The 18,506-nt window shown below is 56.0% G+C and carries 13 protein-coding genes and 2 pseudogenes; 13 read left to right on the top strand and 2 right to left on the bottom strand.

Annotated elements, in window-relative coordinates:
• Nucleotides 1–133 precede the first annotated feature (133 nt).
• The 8 genes from Q5Y75_RS27795 to Q5Y75_RS27760 all read left to right on the top strand — a co-directional run bounded on the left by Q5Y75_RS27795 (nt 134) and on the right by Q5Y75_RS27760 (nt 8,907).
• Nucleotides 134–1,153, top strand: a complete 1,020-nt coding sequence (locus Q5Y75_RS27795) for a GlxA family transcriptional regulator (RefSeq protein ID WP_306203531.1) — start codon at nt 134–136, stop codon at nt 1,151–1,153.
• A 119-nt stretch (nt 1,154–1,272) separates the two neighbouring features.
• Nucleotides 1,273–2,412: an aromatic ring-hydroxylating oxygenase subunit alpha gene (locus Q5Y75_RS27790; RefSeq protein ID WP_306203529.1), complete on the top strand. Its 1,140-nt coding sequence runs from the start codon at nt 1,273–1,275 to the stop codon at nt 2,410–2,412.
• A 107-nt stretch (nt 2,413–2,519) separates the two neighbouring features.
• Entirely contained in the window at nt 2,520–4,061 is a 1,542-nt protein-coding gene (gene betC, locus Q5Y75_RS27785) for a choline-sulfatase (protein WP_306203528.1), read from the top strand.
• A complete protein-coding gene (locus tag Q5Y75_RS27780) occupies nt 4,058–4,852 on the top strand; it encodes an SDR family NAD(P)-dependent oxidoreductase (RefSeq protein WP_306203527.1) in 795 nt (264 codons plus the stop codon). Before betC ends, Q5Y75_RS27780 begins: the two co-directional genes overlap by 4 nt.
• An 11-nt stretch (nt 4,853–4,863) precedes the next feature.
• A complete protein-coding gene (gene kce, locus Q5Y75_RS27775; RefSeq protein WP_306203525.1) occupies nt 4,864–5,799 on the top strand; it encodes a 3,5-dioxohexanoate:acetyl-CoA acetone transferase in 936 nt (311 codons plus the stop codon).
• Nucleotides 5,800–5,808: 9 nt separating this feature from the next.
• Nucleotides 5,809–7,230 carry an aminobutyraldehyde dehydrogenase gene (locus Q5Y75_RS27770; RefSeq protein ID WP_306203524.1) on the top strand — a complete coding sequence of 474 codons (1,422 nt, stop codon included), beginning with the start codon at nt 5,809–5,811 and terminating at the stop codon, nt 7,228–7,230.
• Entirely contained in the window at nt 7,223–7,969 is a 747-nt protein-coding gene (locus Q5Y75_RS27765) for an SDR family NAD(P)-dependent oxidoreductase (RefSeq protein WP_306203523.1), read from the top strand. Before Q5Y75_RS27770 ends, Q5Y75_RS27765 begins: the two co-directional genes overlap by 8 nt.
• On the top strand, nt 7,969–8,907 hold the full coding sequence (locus Q5Y75_RS27760; protein WP_306203522.1) for a 3-hydroxyacyl-CoA dehydrogenase NAD-binding domain-containing protein: 939 nt from the start codon (nt 7,969–7,971) through the stop codon (nt 8,905–8,907). The genes Q5Y75_RS27765 and Q5Y75_RS27760 overlap by 1 nt, the downstream gene beginning before the upstream one ends.
• 68 nt (nt 8,908–8,975) lie before the next feature.
• Here the strand turns inward: Q5Y75_RS27760 and Q5Y75_RS27755 are convergent.
• Nucleotides 8,976–9,083 (bottom strand): annotated as a pseudogene (locus Q5Y75_RS27755) (IS6 family transposase); the annotation flags it as partial.
• Nucleotides 9,084–9,233: 150 nt separating this feature from the next.
• Between Q5Y75_RS27755 and Q5Y75_RS27750 the strand changes: the two are divergent.
• Both Q5Y75_RS27750 and Q5Y75_RS27745 read left to right on the top strand, forming a co-directional pair.
• Nucleotides 9,234–10,826: pseudogene (locus tag Q5Y75_RS27750) on the top strand (hypothetical protein); the annotation flags it as partial.
• A 98-nt stretch (nt 10,827–10,924) separates the two neighbouring features.
• Entirely contained in the window at nt 10,925–13,225 is a 2,301-nt protein-coding gene (locus Q5Y75_RS27745) for a calcium-binding protein (RefSeq protein WP_306203521.1), read from the top strand.
• A 564-nt stretch (nt 13,226–13,789) separates the two neighbouring features.
• On the opposite strand, the gene mgrA is transcribed toward Q5Y75_RS27745, so the two are convergent.
• Nucleotides 13,790–14,857 (bottom strand): L-glyceraldehyde 3-phosphate reductase, encoded by a 1,068-nt coding sequence (mgrA, locus tag Q5Y75_RS27740; RefSeq protein ID WP_306203520.1) that lies wholly within the window; start codon nt 14,855–14,857, stop codon nt 13,790–13,792.
• 505 nt (nt 14,858–15,362) lie between these two features.
• On the opposite strand from mgrA, the gene Q5Y75_RS27735 reads away from it, so the two are divergent.
• The 3 genes from Q5Y75_RS27735 (at nt 15,363) to curA (ending at nt 17,842) form a co-directional block, all read left to right on the top strand.
• Nucleotides 15,363–15,545, top strand: coding sequence for a hypothetical protein (locus tag Q5Y75_RS27735; RefSeq protein WP_306203519.1), 183 nt, complete (start codon nt 15,363–15,365; stop codon nt 15,543–15,545).
• A gap of 182 nt (nt 15,546–15,727) precedes the next feature.
• Nucleotides 15,728–16,675, top strand: a complete 948-nt coding sequence (locus Q5Y75_RS27730) for a 1-phosphofructokinase family hexose kinase (protein WP_306203518.1) — start codon at nt 15,728–15,730, stop codon at nt 16,673–16,675.
• A gap of 135 nt (nt 16,676–16,810) precedes the next feature.
• Complete coding sequence (gene curA, locus Q5Y75_RS27725) at nt 16,811–17,842, top strand: NADPH-dependent curcumin/dihydrocurcumin reductase (protein ID WP_306203517.1); 1,032 nt, start codon at nt 16,811–16,813, stop codon at nt 17,840–17,842.
• Nucleotides 17,843–18,506: the final 664 nt, after the last annotated feature.

Here is an 18,506-nt window from a genome sequence, read left to right as displayed (position 1 = left end):
GGGCGTCATATCTCACTGCTGGTTGAGCTTCCCCTTGTCCAGGACCCATCATGGTGATTTCATGGATTGTTGTAGAAGCCGCAGGGTCGCGTTAATTATTTCAGCCTTCATTTTTACGTAACCGGTCAGAATGATGACAAATTCATCTCGTTCGATCCACATTCGGATCATTGTTACCCCCAGCTTCAACATGGCAGCGACCATGGGGTTCGTGGATCCGTTTAGGGCAGCGAACTACCTTGAGGGCATGACAAACTATAGCTGGGACTTGGTATCCGAGGCAGGCGGGGTTTGTGTCGCGAGCAATGGTGTGAGCATCGAGACCAGCAGCTTGAGGGAGGCGCCCACAAAGCCAGTAGACTTCTTGATCGTGTCATCGAGTTGGACGCCGGAAGCACATGGTTCATCGGATATTCAGGCATTACTGCGACAGGCTTCCCGGCAAAACACCACAATCGGAGGTATTGATACTGGCGCATTTATCCTCGCCGCAGCAGGCTTGCTCGACAACCGGCGCGCGACGGTTCACTACGAACACATAGACGCTTTTCGAGAACTTTATCCCGAAGTGGAGTGTACCGAGGCGCTTTTTGAGTTCGATGAAGACCGGATTACTTGTTGTGGTGGCTCAGCGAGCTTTGACTTTGCTCTACAGATTCTTCGGGGGATTCACGGGAATGCAGTGGCAAACGCCGCTGCCCGATATGTGTTCCACCCCCGCATGCGCGAACGCGGAATGCCACAAAATCCACAATCTGTTGAGCCATTGGGTGCGAAAGTTCCCGGTAAAGTTAAAAAAGCCATTAAGGCTATGGAGGACAACCTTGAAGATCCCCTTCCGATAAAGGGGATTTGTGAGGTGGCACAGATTTCCCAAAGACAGCTAAGCCGCCTGTTCGCACAGTATCTTAGGAAGACGCCCGTTCTCTATTATCGTGATATCCGTCTGGACCGCGCACGGGGACTTGTCACTCAGACGACGCTGCCGATGTCCGAGATCGCCTATGCCTGCGGGTTCTCAAGCCAGGTGCATTTCAGTCGCGCCTACAGGGAGCGCTTTGGGTTGCCTCCGATAAAGGACAGGATCGAAGGGCGCATACCGTTCGAGTTTCGCGCCTGGCCGATGCACCGAAAACGCAACAACAACGATTGAGGCCATAAAAGGCCAATGAGCGGCGAGTTATGTAAAGTGCTTGTCGGTTCTTTTTGGCAAAATCGGGATACTCGGCAGCCAGAGGCGCCCACCCGCTTTTTGCAACAAAGAGGATCACCATGGCGGAACTGCCATCCCAAGCACAGTTTGCCTCAATCGGTCAGGGCTATTCTACGGATGAAGGGAATTCGCTGTCCTTGAAGGCGGATGCTTATACGCAGGCAGAATGGTTCGTTGCAGATCAGCAGGCTATTCTGGCTAGGACTTGGCAATGGGTTTGCCATGTCGAGAAGGTGCGTGAGCCGGGATCTTTCACAACGATGGACATTGCTGGTCACCCGATTGCCGTCGTCCGCGATCGTGAGAGTCAGCTCCGCGCCTTCTACAACGTCTGCAAGCACCGTGCGCATGAGTTGTTATCGGGTGAAGGCAATACGACACGTATCATGTGCCCCTATCACGCCTGGGTCTACAAACTGGATGGGCAGCTTGTACGTGCCCCTGAGACCGAGCATCTGGAGAACTTTGTGCCAAAAGAGATCTGCCTTGATCAGGTTCAGGTCGAAGAATTCGCGGGTTTCGTGTTTGTTAATCTGGACCCGAATGCGATCTCACTGCGCGCGCAATCCGGCAATCTCGAAACCGAAATCCGCCATTGGGCGCCAGACATCGAAAATCTGACATTCGGCAAGCGCCTGACCTACGACATCAAGTCGAACTGGAAGAATGTCGTCGACAACTTCCTCGAGTGCTACCACTGCCCGACCGCGCATAAGGATTTTTGCGATTTGGTCGATATGGATACCTATAAGGTGACCACTTACGATATCTATTCCAGTCACATGGCCGAAGCGGGCAAAGGCGCCAACAGTGCCTATGATGTGTCAAACGCAACGGTGCGTACGCATGCCGTTTGGTGGTTGTGGCCCACGACCTGTCTTATGCGTTATCCGGGTCGTTCGTCGATGATCGTGCTAAATGTCATCCCAATCGGACCTGACCGCACGCTGGAAACCTACGACTTCTTCTTGGAAACGCCCGAGCCTGACGCGATGGAATTGGATGCAATGCGCTACCTCGATGAAGTTCTGCAGGTCGAGGACATCAGCCTGGTAGAAAGCGTGCAGCGTGGCATGAACACGCCGGCCTTTACGCAAGGTCGCATCGTGAACGACCCTTCCGGTTCCGGAAAGTCAGAACATGCGGTGCATCACTTCCACGGTTTGGTCCTTGATGCCTACAGAGCGGCCGCTGAATGAGCGTTTTCTGTTCTCTGGTGGTGCCGGAAATTAAGTCGACACGGTTTGAACCACCCCCTTCCTCCTAGGTGGTTTTGAATCGCGTTGGCTTAAGAGGAGGAAACGTCATGCCAGATACACCAAACATTGTTATCGTTATGGCCGATCAACTCGCACCGCATTATTGCGGCGCTTATGGCCACAAGGTCGCCAAAACTCCGCACATAGACGCGCTGGCCACGCGTGGCATGCGTTTTGATGCGGCCTATTGCAACTCGCCACTATGTGCCCCGTCGCGCTTTGCGTTCATGTCGGGGCAGTTGATCAGCCGGATTGCGGCCTATGACAATGCCTCTGAATTCAAGGCAACGGTGCCGACATTTGCTCACTATCTGAAAACACTGGGGTACCGCACCTGTCTGTCCGGTAAGATGCACTTTGTTGGTCCCGATCAGAAACACGGCTTTCAGGATCGTGTCACCACCGATATCTACCCCTCTGATTTTGCCTGGACGCCCGATTGGGAGGCCCCTGACGAGCGTATAGACAAATGGTATCACGACATGCAGACGGTCAAGGAAAGCGGGGTCGCCATTGCCACGTTCCAGACCGACTATGACGATGAAGTTGGGTTTGCTGCCCGGCGCTGGCTGATCGATCGGGGCCGCGATCGTGCCGCTGGCGATGATGCGCCGTTCGCCATGGTGGCCAGCTTCATTCACCCTCACGACCCTTATGTGGCGCAGCCTGAATGGTGGAATCTCTACTCGGATGACGAGATTGACATGCCCGAATTTGTGCTGTCGCCCGACGAACAGGATCCGTTCTCGCGCCGGGTGATGGACGGGATCGAGGCGAGCTATGTGCCTCTGAGCGAAGAAGAAGTGCGGCGCGCGCGCCGCGCCTATCTAGCCAATGTGAGCTTCTTCGACAGCCAGGTCGGCAAAATCGTCAAGACGCTTGAGGATATGGGCGAGTTGGAAAACACCATTGTCATAGTCACTGCGGATCACGGCGATATGCTGGGCGAGCGTGGTCTGTGGTACAAGATGAACTTCTTTGAACCCTCGGCTCGGGTGCCACTGATCATGGCTGGTCCGGGTGTTGTTCAGGGGACGGCTGCCAATGCCTGTTCGCTTGTCGACATTCTGCCAACACTCGTGGATATCGGTGGCGGCGATGGCTCGATCCTGGGTGAACCCGTGGATGGTCGCAGTCTGATGCCGCTGGCGCGGGGCGACAACGACCCGGTGGATGAGGCTATTGGCGAATATTGTGCGGAAATGACGCCTTGTCCGGTGTTCATGATACGCCGCGGGCCGCTGAAATACATTCACTGTAATGCTGACCCGGCGCAGCTTTATGATTTGGCGAAAGATCCGCTGGAAACGACAAATGTCGCGAGCGATCCGGCCTATGCTGATGCTGCCGCCGCATTTGCGGCAGAAATCGCCCGACGCTGGGATAATGAAAGACTGCGCAACGACATCATAGCCACACAAAAATCACGCCGCGCCCTGCATGCCGCGATGGAGGCCGGGGCGGGCGAGGCATGGGACTACAACCCGCCCTCGGACGCGGCGCAACAATATGTACGCAACAACATGGACTGGCCCGTGGCAGCAGCCCGTTTCCGCTTTCCACCCCTCAAAGAAGGACCAAAAAGATGATGCTTCAGGGAAAGGTTGCGCTTGTCACGGGCGGGCGGGGTGGGATCGGCCGCGCGATTGTGGCGCGTTTTCTGCGCGAAGGGGCCACGGTTTATGCCGCTGATTTGAGCGAGGAGGGGTCGTTGGCCGAACATGATGATGACGGCAGCCGTTTCATCAAAATGAACGTGGCTGACGAAGGCGTCGTAAGGGCCGCGATGGGGCAGGTTCAAACCGATTGCGGCAAGCTTGACATCCTCGTTAACGCGGCAGGCATCGAGATCGAAAAGACCATCGAGGAGACCACTCTTGAGGAATGGAACCAGTCTTTTGCGGTGAACTGTACCGGTACTTTCCTCACATCGAAACATGCGCTGCCGCTGATGCGCGAGGCTGCTAAATCTGGCAACAGTGCGTCGATCATCAATTTTGGCTCATATGACGGGTTTATTGCCGATCCGGGCCTCGCGGCCTATTGCGCAACCAAAGGTGCCGTGCATGCGCTGACCCGCGCCATGGCCTGCGATCATGGCCCCGAAGGCATCCGCGTGAACGCGATCTGCCCCGGTTACATCGATACGCCGATGCTACAGAGCTTTTTCACCGGTGAAGGCTCGGGCGGCGGTGGGAAGTCAATCGACGAGTTGCAGCAGGCGGTGCGCGACGTCCACCCGATGCGCAGCTACGGCACTCCCGAAGACATCGCCAATCTCGTGAACTGGCTGGCCTCGGACGAAGCACGCTATGCCTCAGGTCAGCTTTGGGTTCTGGATGGCGGCCTGTCGGCGCAAGTCCAGCAAATGAAGCTCTAGGGAGGCGCGACATGGCCAAACAGAAATCCGTCATTATCACCTGCGCCCCAACCGGCGGCATTCACACTCCGACCATGTCCGAGCATCTGCCGATCACACCGAGTGAGATTGCCACCGCGTCGATCGAGGCCGCAGAAGCCGGGGCGTCGATCATCCATTTGCATGCGCGCGACCCCGAGACCGGCAAGCCCGATCCCAACCCGGATCTGTTTATGGAGTTTCTGCCTCGCATCAAACAGGCCACCGACGCTGTCATGAATGTTTCGACCGGCGGCGGTCTGGGCATGACGCGCGAGGAGCGGCTGCGCGCCGCCATCAGGACCAGCCCGGAAATGGCCAGCATGAATATCGGGTCGATGAATTTGGGTATCTTCCCGATGACGGACAAGTATTCGAACTGGAAGCATGCATGGGAGCCGGAATTCCTCGACATGACGCGGGACTTCATTTTCCGCAACACCTTCGCTGATATCGAATACTGCCTGAAGGAACTGGGCGAGGGTCACGGCACTAAGTTTGAGTTCGAATGCTATGATTTGGGCCACCTCTACAATCTAGCCTGGATTCGCGATCAGGGTTGGATTGACGGGCCGATCTTTGTGCAGATGGTCTTTGGTATTCTGGGCGGTGTCGGGGCCGATCTGGACAACCTCATGCACATGCACACTATCGCCAACAAATTGTTCGGCGAGGACTACGAATGGTCGGTTCTGGCGGCAGGTCGGCACCAGATGTCGTTCGCCACGCAAAGCGCATTGCTGGGCGGCAACCTGCGCGTGGGTCTGGAAGACAGCCTCTATATCGGTCCTGGTGAAAAGGCCGTGTCCAATGCGGAGCAGGTGCAGAAGATCCGCAACATTATCGAAAACCTGGGCCTCAAGGTCGCGACCCCCGCAGAGGCGCGCGAACGGTTGGCTCTGAAGGGCAGCGATCAGGTCGCATTCTGAGGGGGAAGCATGCAAACGAAAATGTTGATCAACGGCGAATTGGTTGAAGGCGGCGGTGACGCCGTCGCCATTCTGAACCCGGCCACGGGCGAAGAAATCTGCGCCATAAAAGCCGCGACAGCAGAACAGGCCGATGCAGCCGCCGCCGCCGCGCATGAGGCATTTGACAGTTTCGGGCAGACCAGCCCAGCTGAACGCTCGGAACTCCTGACCGATATTGCCAACGTTCTGGCGGAGAATATCGAAGAATTGGCCGAGCTGGAAAGCCTGGATGCCGGCAAACCCTGGCCTTCAGCTCTGAACGACGAAACGCCGCTGACGCTGGATACATTCCGCTTTTTTGCCGGTGCGGCGCGCACGATGACGGGTGTGGCCGCCGGAGAATACGTACCAGGGCATACCAGCATGATCCGCAAGGATCCGGTTGGCCCGGTGGCGGCCATCGCGCCCTGGAACTATCCGCTGATGATGGCGGCGTGGAAGCTTGCGGCTCCATTGGCCGCCGGCTGCCCGGTGACGCTCAAACCTTCGCAGTTGACCCCGCTGTCAACGCTGAAAGCCGCTGAACTGATCGCCGGAGTCGCGCCCAAAGGTGTAGTGAATGTGCTGCACGGCTCGGGCCGGGAGGTCGGCAACCAGATGATCAACGACCCGCGTATCGAGGCAATCTCGATCACGGGTTCAAACGCGACCGGTGCTGAGGCGATGAAGGCGGCCGCGCGCCAGATTCGCCACGTTCATCTGGAACTGGGTGGCAAGGCGCCAGTGATTGTGTTCGAGGATGCCGACATTGACGCAGTGGCCGAAACCGTGCGCTATGGATCGTTCTTCAACGCAGGGCAAGACTGCGCGCAACCCTGTCGCTTGTTGGTCGCGGATGCGATCTATGACAAGGTGGTGTCCGCCGTGCTGGATCAGGTCAGCCAGATCAAGGTCGGCGCGCAAAAGGCTGAGGGTACCGAAATGGGTCCGATCATCTCGGCAGCGCAGCGCAACACCGTCGCTGGATTCGTCGTTCGCGCGCGTGAGACCTGCGAGGTTGCGACCGGTGGCAGAATAATCGACGGACCCGGCTTTTTCTACGAGCCCACGGTCCTGACAAATGTGCCACACGATGCCGAGGTGTTCTGCAACGAAATCTTTGGTCCGGTTGTCACCATCTCGCGCTTTAGCGATGAGGAAGAGGCGCTGAAGGTTGCAAATACCGGCCCGTTTGGTCTGGCCTCGTCGGTTTGGACCCAGAACACAGGGCGCGCGATGCGGATGTCTGCAAAGATGCGCTGTGGCTTTACATGGGTGAATACCCATGGTGTCGCGACCCCGGAAATGCCCTGGGCCGCGATGAAATCCTCCGGCACAGGCTGCGACATGAGCGTGTTTGCCCTGGACGCTTATACCGCCGTCAGACATGTGATGATCGCCCATGGATAAGTGTGCGATTGTAACAGGCGGCAGCCGTGGCATTGGCCGCGCCATTGTGGATCGGCTGCTTGCCGATGGATATGAGGTGGTCACCTGTGGACGCGGAGCGCGGCCCGACGACCTGCCAGAGGCTGTTGCGTGGGTCACGGCGGATGTGTCGAAAACCGGCGATGCTGCGGCGCTGATCAAGGCCGCGAACGATGCGTTCGGTCGTGTGATCCTCCTGGTCAATAACGCCGGTGTTCAGGTCGAAAAGACCGTCGCGGAGAGTGACGATGACGACTGGGATCTGGTGATGAACGTCAATTGCAAAGGGGTGTTCAACATGTGCCGTGTGGCATTGCTGGATATGGCCGAGCATGGCGGCAATATCATCAATATCGGTTCGATCTCGGGGATGGTGGCTGACCCGTCGATGGCGCTTTATAATGCGTCAAAGGCTTGGGTCCATGGGCTGACCCGCTCCATCGCGGTTGATCACGGACCCAAGGTGCGTTGCAACGCGATCCGACCGGGCTGGATCATGACAGAAATGGCCGAGGACGGGTTCGCACTGGCAAACGATCCCGAGAAGGCCATGGCCGATGCGCTTGCGCGCCATCCGGTGGGGCGTTTCGGTCAGCCCTCGGACATTGCCAGTATGGTGTCGTGGTTGGCCTCGGACGATGCGGTTTATGTAAGTGGAGAATGTTTCACGGTGGATGGTGGCATGACAGCCGCATCCCCCCTTAATCCGGGATTGTTTTGATGGTTGAGTTTGCACAGACTGCTTGTCTTGGCGGCGGCGTTATTGGTGCCAGCTGGGCTGCTTTGTTTCTCGCCTCTGGCCGGTCGGTTTCGGTGTTCGACCCGGCCCCAACCGCAGAAAAGGCCGTGCGCGACTATGTCGAGATGGCTTGGCCGACTCTGACCGAACTGGGTCTGACGACCTACGGCAATCCCGAGGCAATTAGTTTCTGTGACAGCGCTGCCGCCGCCGTTGAGGGCGCTGATTTTGTGCAGGAAAATGTGCCGGAGCGGGTGGCGATCAAACACGCCACTTTTGCCGAGATTGAACCGGCTCTGAAGCCACACGCCATCGTTGCAAGCTCGGCCTCGGGACTGACACTCAGCCAGATGCAGGTTGGTTGGGACAATCCCGCACGCTTTGTATTGGGCCATCCCTTCAACCCGCCGCATCTTATTCCGTTGGTCGAGGTGATGGGGAACGATCGAACCGATGCCAGTGCTGTGGAAGAGGCCGAACGGTTCTATGAGGCCGTGGGCAAGGTCACAATCCGGGTCAGTAAAGAAAAGCCGGGCCACGTTGCCAATCGCCTGCAGGCCGCCATCTGGCGCGAAGCGATCAGTCTTGTGATAGAGGGTGTCGCGAGTGTCGAAGATGTCGACAAGGCGGTTTGGGCGGGGCCCGGTCTGAGATGGGCGGCGATGGGTCCTACCATGCTGTTCAATTTAGGCGCGGGCGAAGGCGGTTTACAGGCTTTCTGCGATCACTTCACCGACACGTTCAATGGCTGGTGGGATGATCTGGGCCGGATTCACCTGAACGATGAGGTAGTGCAGACATTGGTCGCTGGCGTCAGCGACGCTGCACAGGGTCAAACAGCAGCGGAGCTTTCAGCCAAACGTGATGCACTTATTCTAGCAATGCAAAAAGTTACAACAGGGTTGCGCGACGCCAGCTGATGCGCCCAGCAGACAAAATCCAAGGAACCACATCTGCGCGACCGGGTGTCTCTGCCTAGAAGACGCTACGCTATGATCTCTTCCAGTTCACGGAATGAGACGCCGTATCGAACGTAGAAATAGACCGCGAACAGCGTGACCGATCGTGGGTGGTGTGCACATCTGAAGTCATCCATTGAACCTTCCCAAGTGGTGTAACAGACCAAGTTCCGGATGGATGAAATCGCGCGAAGGTGCGACATGCCGACTATAGCTCGCGGCTTTACCAATGGTTTACTTGCAACTAGAAGTTACATAAGAACTTTCAACTAGGGTGTAATGACCTGATGAGAATCTCATTTTCCTCGGCAGTAAATGAAACAATCGGGTCCTCGACAATTGGTGCTGGTCATCTTGGCGTAAACTATCAGCCACATAGAGACTTGGACACCCTAGATCTCGAAGACCCTAACCTCGGTAAGCAGTTATTTGAGGAAATCACTCAGGACGTTCTAAACGGCATTAGTAGTGTTAAGACTCAGTTTCCCGGAGGCTCTCTGGCTGAAAAACCACTTACGAACTCCAGCGGTGATGTAACTGCGCAGTTGCTTGATATTTCTGTAGATGCCAATGGCAATCTGCCGCTGAATAGCACCACACGTAGGTTTCTTGTTGAGGCAAGCGAAAACAATTGGTCGGTAACGTTTATCTTGCCAACTTGGCGTTACTTGAGTTCGGACGGAAATCCAAATACAACCGACTTATCACAGGCGCAATTGGAAATCAGAGCTTACGTAAGTGCCGTGCTGCTGAGCGCGGAAGAATTAGGTGTCAGCGTCGATGGGTTCGAGTTGGGAAATGAATGGGATGTACTGGCTGAAAATGATCACGATATGGATCCTATCCATCACGGTGTGAGCAATGAGGTCTACATCAATGCATATGCAGAACTAGCCGCAAACATGACAGCCTGGGTCAGTGATGAAATAGCTAATTCCGATTACACGCGGACAGATCCAGATATTGGCATTCAACTACTTTATGTATGGTCAACTCCAAATGGTAGCAGACAAACTGCGTATAGTGATGCTCTCAAGACTCACTTTGATGCAGGCTTGTTGGCTGAAGTGGATGCCTTCACCTTTCACTTTTATGTCGGCAATACGGACGACACCGTCGATCCGTCAACTCGCAATCATTTTGAAAACCTTCAGAACCTAAATACGAACTTAGGCACGAATAATGATTTTTGGGCGACCGAATGGAATGCCGCCCGCAAATCAGGAGGCGTTTCCTTAGAGAGGCAGTACGGGGGGAAGAAGTCGGCAGATCTCCTTTTGGACATGTTTCACAATATTGTTAGTAACGGCGTTGATCTTGCTCATTTTTGGGCTGTTCGCGATGGCACATATAATAGCTGGTCAGGATATCAGAACGTCCACAGAATTCCTCGTGATCTGATCGATTTCCTGTCAGATAGGTTGCTGGGATTTCAGGCTTTAGATATTAACGTCAACCAGGATGTTGATCAGGACGGACATCGCGATCTCAACTACTATGGATTTGGTAGTATCGATGCGCGCATTCTATATGTGACCTCAACGGCGGAAACCACCCAAAGTATCGAAATTGATCTCGATAACTTTGATATCGGTCCAGTTCAGCTAATTCAGGTTACCCGCATGTTAGTGGTTGACGGGTCCTTGGCGACCTGGAATCAGCGTTACGAGTATACGACGTATGAATTTAAAACTCGGGCAGCGTTTGACGCTTGGGCGGGCCTCGTGGAACTGGCGGCCTATGAGGTGCTCTCGATTGAGTTATTGTACATTCAACCGGATAGTAAGGCCGAGCACGGAACCTCAGCTGGGGATCTATTAATCGGAAATGCTGGCGCAGATACCTTATTCGGTGGTGACGGGGCTGATTCCCTACTTGGCTATTCTGGAAACGAAAGCTTGATAGGCGGGAACGGCGCGGATCATTTGCTTGGGGGGCCGGTAATGACACCACTTACGGGGCTGCTGGCAACGATACCTTGCAGGGCAACGAAGGGGACGATCTGCTTTACAGCGGTCTTGGTCATGATCAGATTCGTAGCGGTTCCAGCTACGATACCGTCCACGGCGGCAGCGGCAATGACACCGTATGGGGCGACAACGGTCGCGATGTGGCTTACCTGGGCGCAGGCAATGATGTCTTCCACGACAACGCGCAAAGTGACACCCATGGACGAGATTCCGTGGACGGTGGCGAAGGTGACGACACCCTAAATGGCGATGGTGGTAATGACACGCTGAACGGGGATGGAGGCGATGATGTCCTTTATGGCGGGGACGGCGACGATAGTCTCCGAGGCGGACTGGGTGATGACAGCCTGACGGGTGGCTCAGGGAACGACTATCTGGCCGGAGACGATGGGAATGACACGCTCAGCGGCTGGATTGGTGACGACCACATCTGGGGTTTTGGCGGAAACGACAGTCTCATTGGCGGTGAAGGGGCCGACCATATGGGTGGCGGCGACGGTAACGACACAGTCTCGGGCGGCAGCGGCGATGATGAAGTCCTCGGTGGCTGGGGCAACGATACGCTGTCAGGCGGTGATGGTGCTGACGAAATGCATGGCGGCATCGGAGCCGACAGCATGAGTGGCGATGACGGCAACGACAGCATGCATGGCGATGGTGGGAACGACGCTGTCATAGGCAACAAGGGCAACGACACGATTTATGGTGATCTCGGCAATGACAGCCTGATCGGTTTCAACGACAACGACTCTATCGAAGGCGGTGACGGCAATGATACGCTCAAGGGCGGGGACGGCGATGACACGCTGATCGGGGGCGCGGGTGCGGACGAGTTGAACGGTGGCAGTGGCACCGATGAGGTTGACTACAGGGATGCCTCTGCCAGCGTGGTCGTGGACCTAGAGGATGCTCTGCTCAATAGCGGAGTGGCGGCAGGCGATGTGTATCTCTACATCGAGAACGTTGCCGGATCCGCGTATAGCGACACTTTGCGCGGCAACTGGGGGAGCAACAGCTTGTGGGGTCTTAACGCCAATGACGACTTGTTCGGGCGCGGTGGGACAGACCTGCTTACGGGCGGGAACGGAAATGACCGGCTGATCGGCCGTGCGGGCGCGGACACGCTCGATGGTGGCTCCGGCACCGATGCAGCCGCCTATTGGGATGCCACGGCTGCGGTAACAGCGGATTTGCATTCGGCGTCAAACAACACCGGAGATGCGGCTGGTGACGTCTATATCTCGATCGAGAACCTCGCCGGTTCAGACCGTGATGACCATTTGTCCGGCGATGCAGGAGACAACCGGATCTGGGGTCTGCAGGGCAATGACACCCTTATCGGCAGAGGCGGTGCGGATGAACTGAATGGTGGCGACGGCAATGACAGCCTGATCGGCGGTAGCGGAAACGACGTGCTGAATGGTGGTAACGGCGACGATACCATTACTGGCAACCTGGGAGATGACTCGCTGAAAGGTGATCTTGGCGATGACAGCCTTGTCGGTCATGAAGGCCACGATACGATTTCTGGGAACGAAGGTGCCGACACTATTTGGGGAGGCGAGCGCAACGATTTCATTTATTCCGGTGATGGCGATGACTCGGCCTATGGCGGTGACGGCCAGGATCACATTTGGGGAGGCCAGGGTGCCGACTTCATTAACGCCGGGTCGGGGGATGATTCCGTCCTTGGCGGCGATGCGGCAGATACCCTTTTGGGCGGTGACGGCGCGGATTCTCTTGACGGAGGGGCTGGCGACGACGGTATCAGGGGGGAAAACGGCAATGATCTGCTTCAGGGAGACACCGGAAACGACACCATCATTGGCAATACCGGCAACGATACGATCAATGGGGGTGACGGTGCCGACAGCCTAATCGGCTATGGCGACGATGATGCGATCTCCGGAAATGATGGGGCCGATACCATCAAGGGCGGCGACGGGAACGATCTGATCTACGCCGGCGCCGGAAATGACGAAGCCAATGGTGGCGCGGGAAAAGACGAGATCTGGGGTGGGACCGGTAACGACATCCTCACCGGTGGCACTGACGCGGACCTGTTCTACTTCGGGGCGCAAACTGGCAGTGATGAGATTACCGACTTCGATCTGACTGACAGCGACCGACTGCAGCTATCCCATGGGATGTGGTCCGGTTCAGGTACCCTGACCGAGGCGCAGATCGTCAACAGATTCGCCAGCGTTGTGGGCTCGGATGTGATCTTCGATTTCGGAAGTGACAACACCATCACGCTGATAGGAGTGAGTTCTCTGACCGGGCTGGAAACTGCGATCGATATTCTGTAGGCGGCGGCTTTAAAACTGCCGGTGAGCGGCAGCCCTGTGCGTCCGCAATGGCATTGAGCCTGAACCAAACCTTGCTCGGGTCGGCATAAGCGTGTCCCGAACAAATCCGTTGGTTGCAGTAGTTCGCAACCTATTGTATTGCAATCGTTTTTTGGTGAAGCCCGCACGCTTTCTGTCGATGGCACACTATGAGCAACGGAAAACAGGTATTCCGTCTTGTGCTCACTGATTGGCGCCACTCAGATCCCTATGTTGGTGGCACAGGCCCAGATCTGCCGCGACTAAAAAGATTCAAAGCGCGGAGCATTTCGCGTGCTTGGCGACAGGAGGCTGCACCTCCAACTTTGAGCGCTAGCGCAAAACGGCGAGCGCAATCAGCTATGGTGTTGGCAAGGAAGATCGCTCTGTGGAGCGTAGACCTTACGAGGCATCGCTTTGATCGGCGTCGACGACTTCTTTCTCAGGGCCGGTCAGTCTTGATAGGTTTTGGCGGAACCGCAAAAGCTGAATCGCCTAATAATCTCAAGCACTACAGGGCCTCGGTTTGTGCACGTCTACAGACGGTCATTCCGTTTCTGACGAGCGCGCCCACAAATTGATATCTTCTTCCGAACTGATTTCGTCGATCCTTGCCAGCTCGTCAGCGCTGAAGTCGAGGTTATCGGCAACGCCTGCGCAGTCGACGATCTGATCCGGTCGAGACGCACCAATAAGTGCGGTCGTCACGCGTTCACCTCTGAGTACCCATGCCAGCGCCATTTGCGCCAGAGTCTGCCCTCGCGCCTCGGCCATGTCGTTCAGAGCGCGGACACTTGCCAGAGACCGCTCGTTGATCATGCCGTCAAGTAGGGATTTTCCCTGCGTGGCACGGCTGCCCTCCGGAATATGACTCAGATATTTGGACGTCAGAATGCCTTGTGCCAGCGGCGTGAATGCAATCGAACCCACCCCAAGATCGTCCAGAGTATCGAGCAAACCGTCCCGCTCCACCCACCGGTTGAGCAGGTTGTAAGAGGGCTGGTGAATCAGACAAGGCGTCCCAAGGTCGTTGAGAATCTTCACCGCCTCGCGTGTGCGTTGGGAGTTGTAGCTCGAAATACCCGCGTACAGCGCGCGACCTGATCGCACTATATGATCCAACGCGCCCATGGTCTCTTCGAGCGGGGTATCGGGATCAAAACGGTGGGAATAAAAGATGTCGACATAATCAAGGCCCATGCGTGCAAGCGACTGGTCACAGGACGCGATGAGGTATTTGCGCGAGCCCCATTCTCCGTAGGGCCCCGGCCACATATCGTAACCTGCTTTGGAGGAAATAATCAGTTCGTCCCTATAACCCGCGAAATCGGCTTTTAGGATTTCGCCAAATGCCTGTTCGGCCGAGCCAGCTGGTGGTCCATAGTTGTTCGCCAGATCAAAGTGGGTGATCCCGTGATCAAACGCGGTCCGACACATGGCGCGTTTGTTTTCGTGGGCCGAGTCGGCGCCAAAATTGTGCCACAGCCCCAGGCTGACAATGGGGAGTTTTATGCCCGATCGCCCACATCGCCGATACACCATCCGCTCATAGCGGTTTGGCTCGGGACGATAGGGAATGGTTTTCGGCTTTGGAGGTCGTTGAGCTTTGGTCATGCGCACATAGTCAATGGATTGAGCGGTCTGTCAAACGGAACAGCTAAATTGGAACGAGACGCGTTTCCGCTCGTTCGGGGTAGAGATCTATGCTTAGTTTCAGACCAAGCAAGGAAGTCTCGCGATCTGATTGTTGATGGTTAAGGTCTTATCGCAGGCGCAGCGAATGCCTCCTTTGTTGGGCCGCGCCGCAGCGACGATGCCTTTGGCGCAAAGGCAGTTTTAGGGCCGCACAGCTGACCATCTGATAACAATTGCACCCGTTGATTGATCAAATTTGACAGATGCTCCATAGTCTGAGACGCTTTCAGCATTCGCAAAGGAGATTCTGACAATGGACCAGCACATTTTCTGATCCCGCCGCGCGCTGGCCTCAATTGGCAGACTGCGCATTGAAACACTCCTGCAGAGGACTCTGACAATGGACAAACGACGCTAGCCCCTTATGGGCGCTCGCTGTCGTGCATCTGTGCGACTTAAGCTTCCTTTTGTCATGAGGTGCATCATGCCCTTCAAACCACCAAAAACCACCCTCGGGCGGGCCGCTTCTGCTGTGGATGACACACTGAAATCCGCCAAGTTAGTGAAGGCCAAGTCCAAGGCCAAACTGCCGCGGAACCTGCGAGTGAAGACGCCGCCGCGTGCTGCCAAGCGGATGAACATGCCCGGTAAGGCGGGCGGTCGTTAGAGTCTAACGCGAGGCGTGCTATGCGCCCCGCGTCATCACCTGAACGGCATTGCGGATCGGCGATTGAGTGCCGTCTAAGTACCGCCACACTGATTTTTTGAGAAAAGAGGGTGGAAGCTGATGAATCTGTTGGGTAGGAATGTTATGAAACGTTATCGCTAACACGGCAGAGTGATTTGGCAATGACTACCATTCTGACGATCACGCTCAACCCAACCGTCGATTTCGCAACGACTGCTCCGCACGTGTTGCCAGGTCCAAAGCTTCGCTGCTCTGAAGCCGAGTTTGATCCCGGCGGTGGGGGTATCAACGTAGCCAGAGCCGTTCGTATGTTGGGCGGCGAAGCAACGACACTGATTGCTATTGGGGGTCCGACAGGTGCGCAACTTTTGGAATTGTTGGCATTTGAAGGTGGTTCCACCGTTGCGATTCAAGGTCCCGGCGAAACCCGGCGATCAGTATCGGTAATCGACGAAAGCAATGGCAAGCAATACCGGTTTGTCCTGCCGGGACCGGTCTGGGACGAGCAGGATGTTGAAAGAGCTCTGGTGGCGGTAGACAGGGCAGCCAGCGCGGGATCGCTGGTCGTGCTTTCTGGAAGCCAACCCCCGGGTGTCGCCAAGGATTTCCCATCGATACTGGCAAGCCATGTAGATGGGCGGAACGCGCGACTGGTCGTGGACACCTCGGGACCAGCTCTCAAACATCTGGCCGAGACACCGCGCGAGGCGGTTTATTTGCTTCGCATGAATGTTGAAGAAGCCGAGGATCTCGCGGGCCGCCAATTACCTGCTGTTGCCGATACCACCGCGTTTGCGCGCGAACTGGTGAGCGGTGGCGTTGCGCAGCTGATCGTAGTGGCGCGCGGTACTGACGGCTCGGTGCTGGTTGGTGGGGACGAAGCCTGGCACGCGGTTCCGCCTGAGGTTGAAGTTGTAAGCGCGGTAGGCGCCGGAGACAGCTTTGTTGGTGGTTTCGCACTTTGGGCGGCGCGAGGAGAGCCGGTTGAGGAATGCCTAAGAACAGGTGTCGCTGCTGCTGCTGCTGCGGTGACCTCGGAAGCGACGCGATTGTGCGACAAAATCCTTACTGAAGAACTGCGCAGTGAGACCAAGCTGACCAAAGTCTGACGACGCTTGTGGCCCAGTAGCTTAAGTCTCGTATCAATGGGCGGTGAGGCGGCTTTCACAACCGTTGGCATTGTTCTGTTGCACTCCAGCTAAATACGTTCTCTGTTGCAAAAAACCGCTTTTCAGGAGGTCACAATGCCCCAAACATCCGCCACCAATCGTCGTATTGTTCTCGCCGAACGCCCAAACGGGCAACCGGACGAGAAGACGCTGCGCCTTGAAACCACGAGCGTTCCTGAGCCCGGCCCGGAAGAGATGCTGGTGCGCACGGTCTACCTGTCGCTGGATCCCTACATGCGCGGTCGAATGAATGATGCCAAGTCTTATGCCGAACCTGTTCCGATCGGCGGTGTTATGACCGGTCAGGTTGTCGGGCAAGTGGTCAAGTCGAACATAGAAAAGTACGCCGCCGGAGATTACGTGCTAAGCCCAAGCGGGTGGCAAGACTTTGCTGTCTCAGATGGGACCCAGATCGTCAACTTGGGAAAATCCCCTGAGAACCCATCCTGGGCGCTCGGCGTTCTCGGCATGCCAGGTTATACGGCATATGCCGGACTTCTGAAAATTGGAGAACCCAAGGCTGGCGAAACGGTTGTTGTGGCTGCGGCGGCCGGTCCGGTTGGCGCAACAGTTGGTCAGATCGCAAAGCTAAAGGGATGCCGCGTGGTGGGTATCGCGGGCGGTTCCGAAAAATGCGCGCATGTTGTTGAAAAACTTGGGTTTGACATGTGTCTGGACCACCGATCTGACGATCTGGCGGCACAATTGCGCGAGGCTTGCCCGGATGGAATTGACGTGTATTTCGAAAACGTGGGCGGCAAGGTTCTTTATGCCGTATTGCCGCTTTTGAACCCGTTTGCTCGGGTACCCGTCTGCGGAGTGGTCTCGTGGTACAACCTGCCCAGCCTGCCCGACGGCCCGGATATGGGCCCTGCGGTCATCGGTACAGTCTTGCGAATGAAGGTCAAAATGCAGGGTTTCATAATCTACGACAGTTTCGGCCCCGAAGTGTACAAGGAGTTTGTTCGCGACATGACGGGATGGCTCGAAGACGGTTCCGTGAACTACAAGGAACATGTGGTTGACGGGTTGGAAAATGCTCCGGAAGCTTTCAATCAACTGCTAGCCGGCGGGAACTTTGGAAAAATGGTTGTAAAAGTCGGTTAACCGAATACGCGGCGTGACATCGTGTTGTTTGATCCGGCTGGGGTCTGGTCTGTGCCACAGTTTCGGAACTTCCGGTGATCGACTTCAAAGATGCGCACGACCCTCAATCTGTGATCCCGTCCGCTCGACGTGTCTCAGCAACATGATCGAACTGGATCACCGGTTCATCAAAAGGCTTAGGCGACCGATGCTCAGCTTCAAAAGCTTCGCCTCAGCTGCCGCGACACTTGCAGCCACTGAGGCGGCCAGCATGATTCGCAAAGCTCAATTCGGACCTTTGACAAACGGATTCCGTTGGTTTGCGGAACTCGCTGGGTAGAGGCGCCCAGTCAGAGCGTGAGTATGGATCAACGCCGGGGTTTGCAATAAGCCCCTGAGCGCATCGATGTAGCTGGCGCAATCCCTCGCGCGGGTGCTGATGCGCGTGGATGCCCCGCCTCCTCGCATGGATTCGTGATATGGGTCCTTCGCAGTCAGAGCTCTGCAACAGCACCGGGAGGCACCTCAAGTCAAAGTTCCACAACACTTCTCGGGTTCAAAAAAATACAAATAAATCAAATTAGAAGCACTTGTTATGTTGAAACCAAGCGGAATGATGGTTTGGAGCAATAAACACGCCTTAATTGAGGCGTCTGTGAATTGAACTCGCTTAAGGAATAATTCA

It is taken from the genome of Ruegeria discodermiae, from assembly GCF_030758345.1.
Lineage (GTDB): Bacteria > Pseudomonadota > Alphaproteobacteria > Rhodobacterales > Rhodobacteraceae > Ruegeria_C.
The sequence above is the reverse complement of the archived record's forward strand: the minus strand, read 5'-3'. Positions and strand labels throughout refer to the sequence as shown.

What these genes read in the sequence shown, in the direction of transcription:
- Q5Y75_RS27795 (WP_306203531.1), top strand. Translation starts at nt 134, where the DNA reads ATGACAAATTCATCTCGTTCGATCCACATTCGGATCATTGTTACCCCC.
- Q5Y75_RS27790 (WP_306203529.1), top strand. Translation starts at nt 1,273, where the DNA reads ATGGCGGAACTGCCATCCCAAGCACAGTTTGCCTCAATCGGTCAGGGC.
- betC (WP_306203528.1), top strand. Translation starts at nt 2,520, where the DNA reads ATGCCAGATACACCAAACATTGTTATCGTTATGGCCGATCAACTCGCA.
- Q5Y75_RS27780 (WP_306203527.1), top strand. Translation starts at nt 4,058, where the DNA reads ATGATGCTTCAGGGAAAGGTTGCGCTTGTCACGGGCGGGCGGGGTGGG.
- kce (WP_306203525.1), top strand. Translation starts at nt 4,864, where the DNA reads ATGGCCAAACAGAAATCCGTCATTATCACCTGCGCCCCAACCGGCGGC.
- Q5Y75_RS27770 (WP_306203524.1), top strand. Translation starts at nt 5,809, where the DNA reads ATGCAAACGAAAATGTTGATCAACGGCGAATTGGTTGAAGGCGGCGGT.
- Q5Y75_RS27765 (WP_306203523.1), top strand. Translation starts at nt 7,223, where the DNA reads ATGGATAAGTGTGCGATTGTAACAGGCGGCAGCCGTGGCATTGGCCGC.
- Q5Y75_RS27760 (WP_306203522.1), top strand. Translation starts at nt 7,969, where the DNA reads ATGGTTGAGTTTGCACAGACTGCTTGTCTTGGCGGCGGCGTTATTGGT.
- mgrA (WP_306203520.1), bottom strand. Translation starts at nt 14,857, where the DNA reads ATGACCAAAGCTCAACGACCTCCAAAGCCGAAAACCATTCCCTATCGT.
- Q5Y75_RS27735 (WP_306203519.1), top strand. Translation starts at nt 15,363, where the DNA reads ATGCCCTTCAAACCACCAAAAACCACCCTCGGGCGGGCCGCTTCTGCT.
- Q5Y75_RS27730 (WP_306203518.1), top strand. Translation starts at nt 15,728, where the DNA reads ATGACTACCATTCTGACGATCACGCTCAACCCAACCGTCGATTTCGCA.
- curA (WP_306203517.1), top strand. Translation starts at nt 16,811, where the DNA reads ATGCCCCAAACATCCGCCACCAATCGTCGTATTGTTCTCGCCGAACGC.